Origin of the sequence: Bradyrhizobium sp. BR 1433 (genome assembly GCF_051547665.1) — a bacterium.
Lineage (GTDB): Bacteria > Pseudomonadota > Alphaproteobacteria > Rhizobiales > Xanthobacteraceae > Bradyrhizobium > Bradyrhizobium australafricanum.
The window spans coordinates 6549603-6565131 of sequence record NZ_JBPUGG010000001.1 but is presented as its reverse complement, the minus strand read 5'-3'; the positions used below and the strand labels follow the sequence as shown (position 1 = coordinate 6565131).

The 15529-nt window shown below is 65.6% G+C and carries 13 protein-coding genes and 1 pseudogene; 2 read left to right on the top strand and 12 right to left on the bottom strand.

The features are described from left to right. Positions 1–180: 180 nt before the first annotated feature. On the bottom strand, positions 181–1143 hold the full coding sequence (locus tag ACSKB9_RS31615) for a LysR substrate-binding domain-containing protein (RefSeq protein WP_438078016.1): 963 nt from the start codon (positions 1141–1143) through the stop codon (positions 181–183). Positions 1144–1241: 98 nt separating this feature from the next. Between ACSKB9_RS31615 and bla the strand changes: the two genes are divergently transcribed. Next, complete coding sequence (gene bla, locus ACSKB9_RS31610; RefSeq protein ID WP_438078014.1) at positions 1242–2141, top strand: class A beta-lactamase; 900 nt, start codon at positions 1242–1244, stop codon at positions 2139–2141. 34 nt (positions 2142–2175) lie between these two features. On the opposite strand, the gene ACSKB9_RS31605 is transcribed toward bla, so the two are convergent. Then, the gene (locus ACSKB9_RS31605) at positions 2176–3597 is read right to left on the bottom strand and encodes an amidase (RefSeq protein ID WP_438078012.1); all 1422 of its coding nucleotides are present in this window, start codon (positions 3595–3597) and stop codon (positions 2176–2178) included. A gap of 205 nt (positions 3598–3802) precedes the next feature. Here ACSKB9_RS31605 and ACSKB9_RS31600 point away from each other — a divergent pair, with 205 nt between their 5' ends. Continuing rightward, a complete protein-coding gene (locus ACSKB9_RS31600; RefSeq protein WP_438078010.1) occupies positions 3803–4735 on the top strand; it encodes an ankyrin repeat domain-containing protein in 933 nt (310 codons plus the stop codon). A gap of 173 nt (positions 4736–4908) precedes the next feature. Here the strand turns inward: ACSKB9_RS31600 and ACSKB9_RS31595 are convergent, their stop codons facing one another. From ACSKB9_RS31595 to ACSKB9_RS31550, 10 genes and pseudogenes are all read right to left on the bottom strand, one after another. Next, a complete protein-coding gene (locus ACSKB9_RS31595; RefSeq protein ID WP_438078008.1) occupies positions 4909–5415 on the bottom strand; it encodes a c-type cytochrome in 507 nt (168 codons plus the stop codon). 88 nt (positions 5416–5503) lie between these two features. Then, complete coding sequence (locus ACSKB9_RS31590) at positions 5504–5800, bottom strand: outer membrane protein assembly factor BamB family protein (protein ID WP_438078006.1); 297 nt, start codon at positions 5798–5800, stop codon at positions 5504–5506. After that, a complete protein-coding gene (locus ACSKB9_RS31585) occupies positions 5797–7206 on the bottom strand; it encodes a pyrroloquinoline quinone-dependent dehydrogenase (RefSeq protein ID WP_438078004.1) in 1410 nt (469 codons plus the stop codon). Before ACSKB9_RS31585 ends, ACSKB9_RS31590 begins: the two co-directional genes overlap by 4 nt. Before the next feature lie 410 nt (positions 7207–7616). Beyond that, positions 7617–8555, bottom strand: coding sequence for a carbohydrate kinase family protein (locus ACSKB9_RS31580; protein WP_057019232.1), 939 nt, complete (start codon positions 8553–8555; stop codon positions 7617–7619). Between the two features lie 10 nt (positions 8556–8565). Next, positions 8566–10218, bottom strand: a complete 1653-nt coding sequence (locus ACSKB9_RS31575) for an FGGY-family carbohydrate kinase (protein WP_438078002.1) — start codon at positions 10216–10218, stop codon at positions 8566–8568. A gap of 42 nt (positions 10219–10260) precedes the next feature. Beyond that, positions 10261–11034 (bottom strand): SDR family NAD(P)-dependent oxidoreductase, encoded by a 774-nt coding sequence (locus tag ACSKB9_RS31570; RefSeq protein WP_057019317.1) that lies wholly within the window; start codon positions 11032–11034, stop codon positions 10261–10263. Positions 11035–11128: 94 nt separating this feature from the next. Next, positions 11129–12136 carry an ABC transporter ATP-binding protein gene (locus ACSKB9_RS31565; RefSeq protein ID WP_438078000.1) on the bottom strand — a complete coding sequence of 336 codons (1008 nt, stop codon included), beginning with the start codon at positions 12134–12136 and terminating at the stop codon, positions 11129–11131. A 16-nt stretch (positions 12137–12152) separates the two neighbouring features. Further along, positions 12153–12983, bottom strand: coding sequence for a carbohydrate ABC transporter permease (locus tag ACSKB9_RS31560; RefSeq protein WP_069279505.1), 831 nt, complete (start codon positions 12981–12983; stop codon positions 12153–12155). Between the two features lie 4 nt (positions 12984–12987). Then, positions 12988–13861 (bottom strand): annotated as a pseudogene (locus ACSKB9_RS31555) (carbohydrate ABC transporter permease). Positions 13862–13999: 138 nt separating this feature from the next. Continuing rightward, positions 14000–15313 carry an ABC transporter substrate-binding protein gene (locus ACSKB9_RS31550; RefSeq protein ID WP_438077998.1) on the bottom strand — a complete coding sequence of 438 codons (1314 nt, stop codon included), beginning with the start codon at positions 15311–15313 and terminating at the stop codon, positions 14000–14002. Positions 15314–15529 lie beyond the last annotated feature (216 nt).

Below are 15529 nucleotides of genomic sequence, written 5' to 3'. Positions count from 1 at the left end.
GCGCCAGATGCGATAGCCAGCCGGCGGGAGCGCACCGCCAAAATATCGAAAACAACCCCATGCAAAGTAGCCGGCGGCTGCGGGCGTTCGACACGGCACTTGACATGTCGGGCAAATCAGCGGCATTATTCGATAATTCCGAAATAGTGGCGACGATAGTTGAAATCACGTCGTCAGACGTTAACGCCGCTTGGTGTTGGTCCGCGGCTTCGGTCTGGCCTTTGTCTTGATCTTCCGCCGCGGTGCGGGCGCGACGGCGTCCTCAACCTCATTCACCTCCGTCCGCAGCGTCTCGAGCAGCCAGTCGCGAAACGCGCGCATGCCCGGCGTCACCTCGCGCGATTTCAGCCAGGTCAGCCAGTAGGATCCCGCCGGGACCTCGGCCGCGAACGGACGCAGCAGCCGGCCGGAGACCAGCTCATTTTCGAACATCGCGATCGGCACCAGCCCGACGCCGACGCCGCGCGCGGCGGCCTCGGCCATCGCGACCGAACTGTCGAAGATCGGCCCCTGGATTTTCGGACACGGCGCGCCGGCGACCGCAAACCATAGCGGCCACTCCTCGGCGCGGTAGGAGCGCAGCAGGAATTCCTGCGCGAGATCGGACGGCTTGCGCAGCCGGTCCGCCGCGTCGGGGCAGCACACCGGCGAGAGCGGTGCGGACAACAGATGGATCGCCTCGGTGCCGTGCCACGAGCCGTCGCCGAAGCGCAGCGCGAGATCGAGCCCGTCGCCGGCGATGTCGACGCGGTTGTTGTTGGTGAGCAGACGCAAATCGATATAGGGATGCGCGCGCTTGAAGCGGTCGACCCTTTGCAAGAGCCATCCGGTCGCGAACGTCGTGACGCAGCCGACGGTCACGACCTCGCGCGTGCCCTTGGCCTCGATGCGGTCGATCGCGGCGCCGATCCGGTCGAGCGCGTCTGACAGCACCGGCAGCAGCGCCAGTCCCTCGTCGGTGAGCACCAGCCCGCGCGGCAGCCGGCGGAACAGGCTCGTGCCCAGGAGATCCTCGAGCTGCTTGACCTGATGGCTGATCGCGGTCTGCGTCACGCGCAGCTCCAGCCCGGCGCGGGTGAAGCTGAGCAGCCGCGCGGAGGCCTCGAAGGCGCGCAGCGCGTTCAGCGGGAGATGCCGGCGCACGGCGTCATGACCAAGTTTTCCTCATGTCTCGCTGTATAAATGATTGTTTGTGCGCCGTCACGCCGCCCGGCAGGTTCGCCGCCAACGGGAGATTCGACATGCTGACGAGACGGACATTTGGATTGCGCGCGCTGGGCCTTGCGGTGTCCTGCACCCTGCCGCGGCAAGGCGCAGCGGCAGGACCAGGCGAGCCGGCGCAGCGGCTGCAGCAGGAGTTTGCGCGCATCGAGCTGGCAACCAGCGGCCGGCTCGGCGTCGCCGCGCTCGACATGGAGACGGGATTGCGCGCGAGCCGGCGCGGCGACGAGCGGTTCCCGATGTGCAGCACCTTCAAGGCGATGGCGTCGGCCGCGGTGCTGCACCGGGTCGATCGCGGCGAATCCAGCCTCGATCAGCGCGTGCAAATCGAGGCCAAGGATATCTTGGCCTACGCGCCGGTCACCAAGGCGCACGTCGGATCGGCCATGACTCTGTCCGAACTCTGCGCGGCCGCCATCACGCTCAGCGACAACACCGCCGCCAACCTGCTGCTGCGGGAGATCGGCGGGCCCGCCGGCTTTACCAGCTTCTTCCGCACCATCGGCGACAATGTCAGCCGGCTCGACCGCTGGGAGGTGGAGCTGAACGAAGCCGTGCCCGGCGACCAGCGCGACACCACAAGTCCTGTCGCGATGCTGAAGGATTTGCAGCGCGTGGTGCTCGGCGACGTTCTGCAGACCGTCTCGCGCCAGAAGCTGGTGGACTGGATGGTCGCCAACAAAACCGGCGACGCAAGGCTGCGTGCCGGCGTGCCCCGCGACTGGCGGGTTGGCGACAAGACCGGCACCGGCGAGCGCGGCACCTACAACGACATCGGCGTGTTCTGGCCGCCCGGCCGCAAGCCGATCGTGGTGACGGTTTACCTGACCGGGGCAAGTGCCCCCATGGAGAAGTGCAACGAGGTGATCGCCAATGTCGCGCGCGCCGTCGCCAATGCGAGCACCGGGCAAAGCGGCTGAACCAGCGACGCCGCGACCGGCGTCGCCGACAACGTCAGGTCGGCCAGCGACCAAGCAAGTCGCTCGCCGCCTCGAACAACGCTGCAACGCGCAACAGTTCGGCATCGGCCCGGAAGCGACCGACCAGGTGCAGTCCGATCGGCAGGCCGTCGCGGCCGAAACCTGCGGGGATGCTGACGGCGGGATGACCTGTCATGTTGAACAGCATGGTCCAGGGAAACCAGTGCGGCCGCACGCTGTCGAAACTCCGGCCGTCGATCTCGATCGTGCCGAACAGATCCTGGTCGATCGGCAGCGCCGACCGGGTCAAGGTCGGCATCGCCAGGAGATCGCCGCGCGCGAACAACGACTGCACCCGGCGGAACAGCGCGGTGCGCTCGAACATCGCCCGCTGGTAGTCGACACCGCTGACCTGCACCGCCAGCGCGAGCTGCTTCAGGAAGGTTGCGCTGAGATCATTTTGATGATCGGCCGCGAGCTTCTCGAAGCGGGTGCGCCAGACGGTGTGATTGATCGCACGCCAGATCGGCTCGATGTCAAAGCCGTCGCCGGAAAACTCTTCGAGCTCAGCGCCGAGGCTCGCCAGCCGGTCGAGGCTTGTCTTGAACGCCGCAGCCACATCGGACGTGACCGGACGCCCCGGCGGCGACACGCAGAACAGCACCCGCCGGCCCTTGAGGTCGCCGCGCGGCGCGGCAAGCCCGAGATAGTCAGGCACCGGCACCCCGATCGACCAGGGATCCGACGGATCCTCTCCCGCCATCGCCTGCATCATCAGCGCCGTATCGGCAACGGTGCGCGTGGTCGGCGTGACATAGGTCTGGTTGCCGAAAGCGTCCTGCACCTGGCTATGCGGGATCACCCCGTTGCTCTGCTTGATTCCGACCACGCCGTTGCAGGCGGCGGGAATCCGGGTGGAGCCGCCGCCATCGGTCGCAACCGCCAACGGCGCGATGCCGCTCGCGACGGCCACAGCCGCGCCGCCGCTGGAGCCGCCGCTGGACCGCTCGGCACTCCATGCATTGCGCGTCCGCCCGAACAGCGGCGAGTTGGTCAGGCACTTGCTGCCGAACTCCGGCGTCGTGGTCTTGCCGATCAATATGCCGCCCTGGGCACGGAGGCGTGCCACCGCGACGGCGTCATTGTCGGGCACGTTGTCCCGGTACGGCACCGCGCCGAAGGTCGTCCGGACGTCTTTGGTGTTGACGATGTCCTTCACGGTGAAGGGGATGCCGTGGAGCAGACCGGCCGGCTCGCCAGCCGTGATTTGCCGCTCGGCGGCCTTGGCCTGCGCCATCGCCGCATCGCCGCACAGCGTGATGAAGCAGTTCAATTCGGGTTGCAGCCGTTCGGCACGGGCGAGCACCGCGCGCGTAACCTCGACAGGCGAAACCTCCTTGCGGGCGATGTGCCCACGAAGCTCAACGGCAGACAACAGACACAGATCGTCGCTCATTTGGGCAAGGACTCGCGTCAGACAGGGTCGACGCCCGCATCGTGCCGCGCGGCATGCGGCAAGTCCATCGGCTCGGACGCATGGCGAAAGGCCACGGAGCCGCGACGGCGCATGGCCTGCCAGCGCGGCGGGCAGTTCCCGACCGCGCGGCTTGGCAGCGACGTAGGATCATGCGACGCTCGAACCGAATGGCGCTGCTGTCAGCATGACGGAGGACCACGCCTTGTATCGCCGCATCGCCCTCGCCGGGCTGATCGTTGCCGGCAGCGTGCACGGCAGCCTCGCGGCGCCCGATCCGGCGCGGTGCCGCGAGCTAATCCGCAAATACGAAACCGACAAGGGTCAGCTCAGCGCAATCGAGATCTCGCTGTCGCTGTTTGCGGCCGCCAATGCCGATTGCATCAACCTTGCCACCGAGCTGCTCGATCACGGCGCCTCGGTCGATGCGCGGGACCGGCTGGGCGCAAGGCCGCTGAGCCACGCCGCCCGCTCCGGCCATCTCGCGATGGTCGACCTGCTGCTGGCGCGCGGCGCGCCGGTCGATGCACGCAACCTCGCGGGATCGACCGCGCTGTACTTTGCCGCCGAGCGCGGCCATGTCGCGATCGTGCAGCGCCTGATCGACCGCGGCGCCGACGTCAATCTCGCCGGACGCAGCGGCGCCTCCCCGGTCGCGGCCGCGGCCTATGCCGGCAGGGACATGGTGGTGCGCATGCTGCTGGCGCACGGCGCCGACGGCCGCAAGGCCGACGACACCGGCAAGCCGCCGGTCGTCTACGCCGCGGCGGGCGGCCAGCTCGGCATCGTCAAGCAGCTGCTCGCGCGCGAGATCGACATCAACGCGCGCTACGCCAACGATCTGACGCTCCTGATGTGGGCGGCCAGGCCCGACGAGACCGTGCCGGAGGCGCAAGCACTGGAGGTCGTCTCGTATCTGCTGGACGCCGGCGCCAAGGTCGACGACCGCGATGCGCGCGGCCGCACGGCGCTGATGATCGCCGCCGAAGGCAATCATCCGGCGATTGCAAAAGCGCTGCTCACGCATGGCGCCGACCCTGCGCTGGCCGACAAGGCCGGCAAGCACGCCGCCGATCTCACCATCCTGTCGGCGCTGCGCGAAGAGCTGACGCCGCGTTGAGGCGACTTGCTCGGACGTCATGGCCGGGCTTGTCCCGGCCATCCACGTCTTCTTTTGCCTGGATATCAAGACGTGGATGCCCGGGACAAGCCCGGGCATGACGAGTGTCCGCAGCTATAGCCCCGCCAGATAGTCCACCAGCGCGGCAAGGTCGTCGGGCGACGTTGCCAGCATCAGGTCGGACATGCCGGGATTGTTGCCGCGCGCACGGGTGCGGAAATCGGCGATGGTCTTGGCGAGGTAGTCCCGCCCATCCCGGCCAGCCGCGGCACCGTGCCGTCGCCCTGGAAGCGATCGAGATGGCAGGCCGGGCAGCCGACCGAGCGGCTGGCGCTGACCGCCTTCTCCGCCACGTCCTTGGGCGCACGCGGCTGGCCGAGGTCAGGCCACGGCTTCTGCGAAAAATATTCCGCGATCGCCAGCATGTCGTCGCGCTCGAACTGGGCCGCGATCGGCTGCATGATCTCGCTCTTGCGATCGCCGCGCTTGAAATCGCGCAGCTGGATGTAGAGATAGCCGGCCTGCTGGCCCCAGATCGTCGGAATGGTCTTGTCGACCGGCTTGCCGCTCTCGCCGTGGCAGCCGGCGCAGACCTGTACTTTTTCCTCAATCGTCTCTGCGCGCGCCTGCGCCGCCATCAGCAACAGCGCGACGCCGCAAATCATCCATCTACTGAACATCTGCTCATCCGTAGAAAACAGAGGCGGGACCGAACCGGTCCCGCCTCGCCGTCAATGTTTGCACGCGTGACGATGCATCAGGCCCGGCTCAGTCGAGCGTGAAGGCGATGATGTTGTTGCCACGCTTGTAGTCGAGCTGGGTGTTACCGCCCGCGCCGACCACGACATATTGCTTGCCGCCGACCATGTAGCTCGACGGCGGCGCGTTGACGCCGGCGCCGGCGCGGAAGCTCCACAGCTCCTTGCCGTTCGACGAATTGTAGGCCGCGAACTTGCCGTTGCCTTCACCGGTGAAGACCAGGCCGCCGGCGGTGGCGAGGATGCCGCCGATCATCGGCTCGGGCGTGTTGACCTGCCATTTGATCTTGCCGTTGTTGTAGTTCACCGCGGTGATGTTGCCCGCCTGCTTCTCGCCGGGATCACCTTGAAGGCACCGCCCAGCCACAGCTTGCCGTTCGGATAGGCCGAGCTCTCGACGTGGTAGGTCATCGGCTGGTGCAGGTTGATGGCGTAGGCCAGCTCCTGTCCCGGATCGGTCGCGATCGGCGACCATTCGACGCCGCCATTGGCGCCGGGCAGCATGCGCGCACCTTCCTTGGTCGGCAGCACCCACATGTTCTCCTGCGGCACCATCGCCTCGGAGAAGCGGATCAGGCTGCAGTCCTTGCGATCGTGCACATAGATGTGCCCGGTCTTGCCGGCATGGATGACGCCGGGAATCGTCTTGCCGCTCTTGTCCTTGACGTTGACCAGCACCGTCGGGCTGACCGCGTCGAGGTCCCAGACGTCATGGGCGATGTACTGGAAGTGGCAGACATACTTGCCGGTGTCGAGATCGAGCGAGACCAGCGAGTTGGTGTAGAGGTTGTCGCCGGGCCGGTTCGAGCCGTCGAGGTCGGGCGACGGGTTGCCGACGACGAAGTAGATCCGGTTGGTCGCGAGATCGACCGACGGGTTCTGCCACACGCCGCCACCGAGCTTGGCATAGGGATCGCCGATCTTGGCGAGCATGTCCTTCTCGGCCTGGATATTGCGATGCATGTCGCGGCCCGTGGCATCCTTGGTCGCCCAGACACCGACGGAGTTCTCCGGAATGGTGTGGAAATTCCAGAGCTGCTTGCCGGTCTTGGCGTCATAGGCGCGCACGAAGCCGCGGATGCCGTACTCGCCGCCATTGGTTCCGATCAGCACCTTGTCCTTGACCACGGTCGGCGCCATCGTCTCGCTGTAGCCGAGCTCGGGATCGGCGATGTTGGTGGTCCAGACCACCTCGCCGGTCTTGGCATTCAGCGCCATCAGCTTGGAATCGAGCGTCGCCAGATAGACCCGGTCGCCGAGCACCTGGACGCCGCGATTGTTGGGACCGCAGCAATAAACCGTGATCGGGCCCATCTTGTGGGCGTAGTGCCAGAGCTGCTGACCGGTCTTGGCGTCGAGCGCATAGACATGGCTGAACGACGTCGTGACAAACATCACGCCATCGACGACGATCGGAGATGTCTCAAGCGATTCCTTGACGTCGGTCTGGAAGATCCACGCGACGTGCAGGTTCTTCACATTATCCCGGCTGATCTGCTTGCCCGGATAGAATCGCGTCTGGGCATAGTTGCCGTTGGTGAGCAGGAAGTCCCTGCTGTTTTTGTCGGCGGCGTTGAGCTGCTCCTGGGTCACCGGAGGAACATTGGCGTTGCCGAGGACCGACTGCTTCTCCTGCTTGACTTCCTGCGCGATGGCGGCGCCCGACAACAGGCCAACGCCGAGCGCGGCGGCGAATGCCGCAATCCCTTTCACATACATATCTTCCCCCGTTATTTCTTGGTTGCAATATTAGGGATGCGTGTCTGCTACTTCCCTTCGAGGCCCGGTCGCCCTGGCGAGCCCGCAACCCGTGCGTGGCCTGGTTGCGCTGCAATAGACGATCAAAAAAGACGACGACAGGTATCGATGGATGGGTTCCATGTTAGCGCGGTCTTTCACAAAGACAACCGATGCGCTCAATGCGAAGCTGAAGCAGCATGACTTCGCACGATCGAAATGCAGCGATCGCGGGTTGGCATCAAATCCGAGCGATATCGGGTGCTTCGGACGCCTTCACGCATCGCCGGGCAGATTTGCCTTCGCAGGCGCAGCACGCAAAATGAGACTAAGCGTCAAGCGACGGCATCGCGCGGGAGGCCGCGCCGGCTGAGGCCCTGCATGGCTTACCAATAGTCGGCCGGCAACTCCCGGCTGCGCGGCGGATCGGCGCCGGGCCGCGTGCAGGTGAAAGCGGCGCATTTGCAGGCAAAGGACAACGCACGGGTCAGCTCGGCTGCGGAGACGTCGCGCAACTGCGGCTGCGCGATCCGGTCCAGCCGATGCAACGCGGCGAGCAGCGCCGCCTGAAAGCTGTCGCCGGCGCCGATCGTATCGACGACGTTGACCACCGGCGCTTCGGCCGCGATCGGTCCTGCCTTGCGATGCCAGGCACAGGCGCCATCATTGCCGCGCGTAATGACTACGAGCGATGCGCCGCCCGACAGCAGCGTCTCGGCCCGCGCAGCATGGGCCTCGTCACCGAACAGATAGGCGAAGTCGACGTCGGACATCTTCACGATGTCGGCCTTGCCGCAGAACGCCAGCATGCGCGCGCGATAGGCGTCCTTGTCCTTGACGAGGTTCGGTCGGCAGTTCGGATCGAGCGAGATCGTCACGTTCGGCCGCGCATCCTCGATCAAGGCCAGCGTCTCCGCCGCACCCTTGTCATGGACCAGCGTGGTCGAGCCGGTATGCACGCAGGTGACGCCGTCAAGCGCGACCGCATCGCGCCGATAGGTCCAGTTCCGCGACGCGGTGTCGGCGTCGTAGAAGGCGTATTGCGTCTCGGTGCCGGTGACGCGCGCAAAGGCCAGCGTCGCCTGGCGATTGCTGCGGGTGGCGCGACGAAGATCGACTCCGGACGCCGCGGCATGATCGGCGATCATCCTGCCGAAGGTGTCGGTCGAGATGCCGCCGACAAAGCCGGTGGGAACATCGAGCCGGGCGCTGCCGATCGCGATGTTGAGGCAGGAGCCGCCGACGGCGGGCGTCAAGGCCTCACGTCCATCCGCCGTCTTCGACGGCAGGAAATCGATCAGCGCATCTCCGCAACTCAGCAGCATGGGGCAAACCTTACGTCGGCGCTTCGCCGGGCGCCCGCCTCATCGCCTCGCGGCTGTCGCGGTCGAGCTCTCGCAGCATCTTGTGCACGCCGCGCTTCTTGCGGTGGAACTCGGCGAGCTCCGGCCTGGTCGGCTCGCTCAACCGTCCAAGCGCCGACATGCCGGCCATCGCCGCATTGATCGAGTTGTGCGCGCCGCTGGCGACCGCGCCCAGCATCGCGGCGCCGAGCAAGACGGGTTCTTGGGTCTGCGGCAGTGCCACCGTGTAGCCTGTCGTGTCGGCCATGATCTGGCGCACCAGGGGGCTGCGGCTCGCGCCGCCGCCGATCACGATGGTCTTGCCTTTGACGCCATGCGCCTGCAAGGCGTCGATGACGTCGGCAAGGCCATAGGCCAGCCCGCACAGGCCGGCGATGAACAGCCGCTCCAGCGCCGACACGTCGGTGTCGAGATCGAGCCCCGCGATCACCGCGCGCGAGCCGGGATCGGCATAGGGCGAACGGTTGCCGAGGAACTCAGGCAGAACGTGAACGTTGCGCGCGAGCAACGCCGCAGCACCGGCATTGCCGCTGCGCGCCAGGATGCGCTTCTCGAGATATTCGATGACGTCGACGCCGTCGGTCTTCGCCGCGAGCGCAACCTCGGCATGCGCCGGATGCGACTTGAGCAGGTGATCGATCGCGGCGCCCGCCGCCGATTGGCCGCCCTCGTTCAGCCAGAAGCCCGGCACCATGCCTTCGAAATACGGGCCCCAGACGCCGGGCACGAAGCAGGGATCGACCGTCGTCGCCATGATGCAGGCCGACGTTCCCATGATGTAGGCGAGCCGTTGGCAGACATCGACCTCGGCGCCGGAGCCATCGCGGCCGCCGATCGCGCCGACGCCGCCGGCATGGGCATCGATCAGGGAGGCACCGACCGCGGTTCCCGGCAGCAGGCCGAGATCGCGCGCGGCATCCTCGGACAGCCCGCGACCGAGCGGCGAGCCGGGCGGCACGATCTCGCTGCCGATCCGCCCAAAACGGTCGGCCGCGAGCGCCTCGAGCCCGACCCGCTTGAAAAAGGATTCACTCCAGCCGCCCTCGCCGGCGACATAGGTCCATTTGCAGGTGACCGTGCAGGTCGAGCGCGCCAGCGAGCCGGACGCGCGGAACGACAGATAGTCGGCAAGATCGAAGAAATGCCCGGCGGCCTCGAAGGTCGCGGGCAGATGCCGCTTCAGCCAGAGGATCTTCGGGATCTCCATCTCCGGCGAGATGGCGCCGCCGACATAGCGCAGCACCTTGTCGCCGGTCGCGTTGACGAATTCGGTTTCATCCATCGCGCGGTGATCCATCCAGACCACGACATTGCGCGCGGGATCGCCCGACGGGCTGACGGTGAGCGGCCGGCCCGCCCTGTCGAGCACGACCAGCGAACAGGTCGCGTCGAAGCCGATGCCTTTGACGTGTTCGGCGGCAACCGCAGCCTCCCGCATCGCACCGCGCACGGAGGCGACGCAGGCCGCCCAGATGTCATCGGACGATTGCTCCACGATATCGCCGGGCTCGTGCCAGACCCGGATCGGATGCCGGGCCGACCCGAGCAGCTTCCCCGACTCGTCGAACACGCCCGCCCGGGCGCTGGTGCTGCCGACGTCCACCCCGATATAGGCTTGCCGCATGACCGCTCTATCTTCCGTTGAGCACGATCCCCGGGCGCAAGCCTACCAGCAAGTGTAGCCGCCATCGACCAGAACGATGCTTCCGGTCATCAGGCTCGCCGCCTCGGACGCCAGGAACAGCACCACGGAGGCGATCTCGTCAACCTGCCCCATCCGCGCCATCGGGGTTCCACCGATCCAGGCGTCGTACATTCTGGGGCTGTTCTTCACGAAGGCGTTCAGCGGCGTCTCGATATAGGTCGGCGCCACGGCGTTGACGCGAACCCCGCGCGCGCCCCATTCGGCGGCGAGCGATTTGGTCAGGTGATGCACCGCGGCCTTGGAGGCGTTGTAGAAGCACTGTTCCTGCGGCTTGTTGACGATGAAGCCGGACATCGAGCCGACATTGACGATGGTGCCGGATTTCGCCTTCAGCATGTGATTGCCGAAGGCGCGACAGCACCAGAAGGTGCCGTTCAGGTTGACGTCGATGACGTTGAGCCAGTGCTCGTCGGTTACGGTCTCGGCCGGCGTCTCGCTGCGGGCGATGCCCGCATTGTTGACGAGAATGTCGACCTTACCGTACTTGCCGACCAGTTCGTCGGCGACCGCGGCGACGCGGCCGGAATCCGTCACGTCCATCAGCGCGATGTCGGCGTCAAAGCCCTTGGCCTTCAGTGCCGCCTGCGCGTCATTGGCAACCTTGGCGTCGCGGTCGCCGATGATGACCTTGGCGCCGGCTTCGGCGAGCGCCTCGGCGCAGGCGAGCCCGATGCCCTGACCCGCGCCGGTGATGATGGCGGTCTTGCCGCCGAGCCTGAATTTTTCGAGATACATTTTCTTCTTCCTTAGCTTCTTTTTGAGCATGATCTGTTCGGAAAACCGCTTCACGCTTTGCGCTAACGCGGCCCCTCCGGGTCCGGATCACGCTCTACGCGTGAATCGATTTTCCGCTGTCGTCGAAACGGTGGATGCGCGCCGGATCCGGGATCAGCGACACCCGGTCGCCGGGATGCAGGTCGAGCTCGCCGACATAGCGCGCGGTCAGCATTCCCAGCGGTCCGGCGTCGACATAGAGGAAAGTGTCGCTGCCGAGATGCTCGGCGACCGAGACGGTGCCGTGCCAGCCGCCCTGCCCGTCGCGCTCGACCCTCAAATGCTCGGGCCGTACCCCGATGGTCGCGGCGCCCTGCTGCTTCGCGATCTCACCGGTGACGAAATTCATCTTCGGCGAGCCGATGAAGCCGGCGACGAACAGGTTGGCAGGGTTCTCATAGAGCTCGAGCGGCGAACCGTATTGCTCGATCTTGCCGCCGTTCAGCACCACGATCTTGTCGGCCATGGTCATGGCCTCGACCTGGTCGTGGGTGACGTAGATTGCCGTGGTGCCGAGCTGCTTCTGCAACCGCGTCACCTCGAGCCGCATCTGCACGCGCAGCGCGGCATCGAGATTGGACAGCGGCTCGTCGAACAGGAACGCCTTCGGCTCGCGCACGATGGCGCGCCCGATCGCGACGCGCTGGCGCTGGCCGCCAGAGAGCTCGCGCGGCTTGCGGTCGAGATAGGGCGTCAGGTTGAGCGTCGCCGCGGCCGCCTCGACCTTGCGGTTGATCTCGCCCTTGGCGATGCCGGCCATCTTCAGGCCGAACGCGATGTTGCCGCGCACGCTCATATGCGGATAGAGCGCGTAGGACTGGAACACCATCGACAGCCCGCGCTTGGCCGGCGGCACGTCGACCACATTGCGCCCGTCGATCAGGATGGCGCCCCCGGTGACATCCTCGAGCCCCGCGATCAGCCGCAGCAGCGTGGTCTTGCCGCAGCCGGACGGACCGACGAACACGACGAAGGAGCCGTCGGCGATGTCGAGATCGGCGCCCTTGATGATGTGGACCGGCCCGAACGATTTTTGCACACCCTGCAGCGTAATCTGACCCATGACAAAAGCCTTTCTGCTACTTGACCGCGCCGAAGGTCAGTCCGCGGACGAGCTGCCGCTGACTGAACCAGCCGAGCACGAGAATGGGCGCGATCGCGAGCGTCGACGCCGCCGACAATTTCGCCCAGAACAATCCTTCCGGGCTGGAATAGGACGCGATGAAGACGGTGAGCGGCGCCGCCTCGAGCGTCGACAGATTGAGGGTCCAGAACGCCTCGTTCCACGCCAGGATCAGATTGAGCAGCAACGTCGAGGCTAGCCCCGGCACCGCCATCGGCGTCAGCACATAGATCAGCTCGCGCCCGATCGTGGCGCCGTCCATCCGCGCCGCCTCGAGGATGTCCTTCGGAATCTCCTTGAAATAGGTGAACAGCATCCAGATCACGATCGGCAGATTGCCGAGACACAGGATGAAGATCAGACCAGAGCGGGTGTCGAGCAGGCCGAAGGTGCGGTAAATCAGATAGATCGGCACCAGCACGCCGACCGGCGGCATCATCTTGGTGGACAGCATCCAGAGCAGCACGTCCTTGGTCCGTTTGGTCGGCGAGAACGCCATCGACCACGCCGCCGGGATCGCGATCAGCATCGCGATCAAGGTCGAGCCGCCGGCGATAATGATCGAGTTGAGCGCGTGATGGAAATAGTCGCTGCGCTCCTGCACCGTGGCGTAGTTCTCGGTGGTCCAATGGAAGAACAGGAACGAGGGCGGGATCGCGAACGCCTCGAGCTCGGTCTTGAAGCTCGCCAGCACCATCCAGAGGATCGGGAAGAAGATCAGGAAGCCGACCAGCCAGGCCGCCACCGTCGAAATGACCTTGCGCCGTGTCGTGACCATCCGCGCCATGACGTTACGCCTCCAGATTCCGGCCGACGATACGAACGAGGAAGAAGGCGACGACGTTGGCGAGCACCACCGCGACCAGGCCGCCCGCCGAGGCGCTGCCGACATCGTACTGGATCAACGCCTGCGAATAGATCAGGAAGGCGATGTTGGTGGTCTGCAGGCCGGGGCCGCCGCCGGTGGTGACGAAGATCTCCGCGAACACCGTGAGCAGGAAGATGGTTTCGATCAGGATCACCACGGTAATCGGGCGCGCCAAATGCGGCAGCGTGATGTAGATGAAGGTCGAGATCGCGCTCGCGCCGTCCATCTCGGCCGCCTCCTTCTGCTCCTCGTCGAGCGATTGCAGCGCGGTGAGCAGGATCAGGGTCGCGAACGGCAGCCATTGCCAGGAGATGATCAGGATCACCGAGAACAGCGGCGCATCGTTGAACCAGTCGATGGCCGGCAGCCCGAACAGATGCGCGATCCAGGCGAACAGGCCCGACACCGGATGCATCAACAGGTTCTTCCAGACCAGCGCGCTCACCGTCGGCATCACGAAGAACGGCGCGATCACCATCAACCGGACGATCGAGAGCCCGACCACCTGCTGGTCGAGCAAGAGCGCCAGCGGCACGCCGAGGATGATCGTGATTGCGAGCACCGAGCCGACCAGCACCAGCGTGTTCTGCAGCGAGGCGAGGAAGGCCGGATCGGTCAGGAAATAGCGGAAATTCTCCAGCCCAACGAATGATTTCAGAGCCGGGATCGAGCAGATTGTAATGCAGGGTCGCGAAATAGATCGTGAGCGCCAGCGGCACGATCATCCAGATGAACAGCAGCGCCACCGCGGGCGTGAGCAGCGTGCGTGCGAGCAGTTGGGTCTGCTGGGTCGCCATCCCCGCCTCCTTCTTAAGGAAAGGAGCGACCATCCCGCTGCGGGACAGGATGGTCGCAAGTAGCCCAGCTCGGGAGGTCTAAGCTGGTCGGGCGGCCAAGGCGCTTGACGCGCCTTGGCTATTGCGTCGCAGCCAGGTTTATTTGATGTACCCTGCGCGCTTCATCTCGCGCTCGGTCGCGGACTGCGCGGCCGCCAGCGCCGCATCGACGGTGGTCGAGCCGGACAGCGCCGCCGAGAACTGCTGGCCCACCTGGGTGCCGATGCCCTGGAATTCAGGGATCGCCGCATACTGCACGCCCACATAAGGCACCGGCTTCACCGTCGGCTTGTTCGGATCGGCCGCGTCGATCGAAGCCAAGGTCAGCTTGGCGAAGGGCGCGACCTTCAGGTAGTCGGGGTTGTTGTACAGCGAGGTGCGCGTGCCCGGCGGCACATTGGCCCAGCCTTCCTTCGCGGCAACGAGCTTGGTGTAGTCCTTGCTGGTCGCCCAGGCGATGAACTTCTCGGCCGCCTCGACCTTCTTCGAGCCGGCAGGAACCGCGAGACTCCACGCCCACAGCCAGTTGGCGTTCTTGCCGAGCCCGGTGTTCGGCGCCAGCGCAAAGCCGACCTTGTCGGCGACCGTGGATTCCTTGGGATTGCTGACGAACGACGCCGCCACGGTGGCATCGATCCACATCGCGCATTTGCCGGCGTTGAACAGCGCGAGGTTCTCGTTGAAGCCGTTGGAAGAGGCGCCGGGAGGGCCGGCCTGCTTCATCAGGTCGACATAGGTCGTCAGCGTCTTCTTCCATTCCGGCGAATTGAACTGCGGCTCCCACTTCTCGTCGAACCAGCGCGCACCGTAGGAATTGGCCATCGCGGTCAGGAACGCCATGTTCTCGCCCCAGCCGGCCTTGCCGCGCAGGCAGATGCCGTAGACGCCGGCGGACTTGTCGGTCAGCTTCTTGGCGGCGTCGACCACGAAGTCCCAGGTCGGGCTCTCCGGCATCTTCAGGCCGGCCTTGTCGAACAGGTCGGTGCGATACATCACCATCGAGCTCTCGCCGTAGAACGGCGCGGCGTAGAGCTTGCCGTCGACCGAGACCGCATCCTTGATCTTGGGCAAGAGGTCACCGACGTCGTAGTCGGCGCCGAGCTTGTCGAGCGGCACCAGCCAGTTCTTCTTGGCCCAGATCGGCACCTCATAGGTGCCGATGGTGAGCACGTCGAACTGGCCGCCCTTGGTGGCGATGTCGGTGGTCACGCGCTGGCGCAGCACGTTCTCCTCGAGCGTCACCCATTTGACGGTGATGTCGGGATTCTTCGCGGTGAATTCGCTGGTGAGCCCCTGCATGCGGATCATGTCGCCATTGTTGACGGTCGCCACCGTCAGCGTGGTCTGGGCGATCGAGGGGGCAGAGATCAAAACAGCGGCCGCGCCCGCAACGGCGCAAAGGACGTTTTTCAAGGTGACCTCCCTTATGTCACGTTGAGCATATGCCCACGTGTTGGGCGTATGTTCATCCTGTCGCCAAACTTTGTCAAGCGCGCGGGAGCACCGTCCCGCGCGTTTGCGGGTTCCACTGCACGCTGGAATGGAGGTGTTTGCGGAGATGAAGAAGGGCGCTGAGACCCAGAAGGCAACTTGATTTGCGGCCACAGCGGGACTGCGCTCCCTCGCCCC

Coding starts and splice junctions, on each gene's coding strand:
- bla (WP_438078014.1), top strand. CDS start 1,242: ATGCTGACGAGACGGACATTTGGATTGCGCGCGCTGGGCCTTGCGGTG.
- ACSKB9_RS31605 (WP_438078012.1), bottom strand. CDS start 3,597: ATGAGCGACGATCTGTGTCTGTTGTCTGCCGTTGAGCTTCGTGGGCAC.
- ACSKB9_RS31600 (WP_438078010.1), top strand. CDS start 3,803: ATGACGGAGGACCACGCCTTGTATCGCCGCATCGCCCTCGCCGGGCTG.
- ACSKB9_RS31595 (WP_438078008.1), bottom strand. CDS start 5,415: ATGTTCAGTAGATGGATGATTTGCGGCGTCGCGCTGTTGCTGATGGCG.
- ACSKB9_RS31580 (WP_057019232.1), bottom strand. CDS start 8,555: ATGCTGCTGAGTTGCGGAGATGCGCTGATCGATTTCCTGCCGTCGAAG.
- ACSKB9_RS31575 (WP_438078002.1), bottom strand. CDS start 10,218: ATGCGGCAAGCCTATATCGGGGTGGACGTCGGCAGCACCAGCGCCCGG.
- ACSKB9_RS31570 (WP_057019317.1), bottom strand. CDS start 11,034: ATGTATCTCGAAAAATTCAGGCTCGGCGGCAAGACCGCCATCATCACC.
- ACSKB9_RS31565 (WP_438078000.1), bottom strand. CDS start 12,136: ATGGGTCAGATTACGCTGCAGGGTGTGCAAAAATCGTTCGGGCCGGTC.
- ACSKB9_RS31560 (WP_069279505.1), bottom strand. CDS start 12,983: ATGGCGCGGATGGTCACGACACGGCGCAAGGTCATTTCGACGGTGGCG.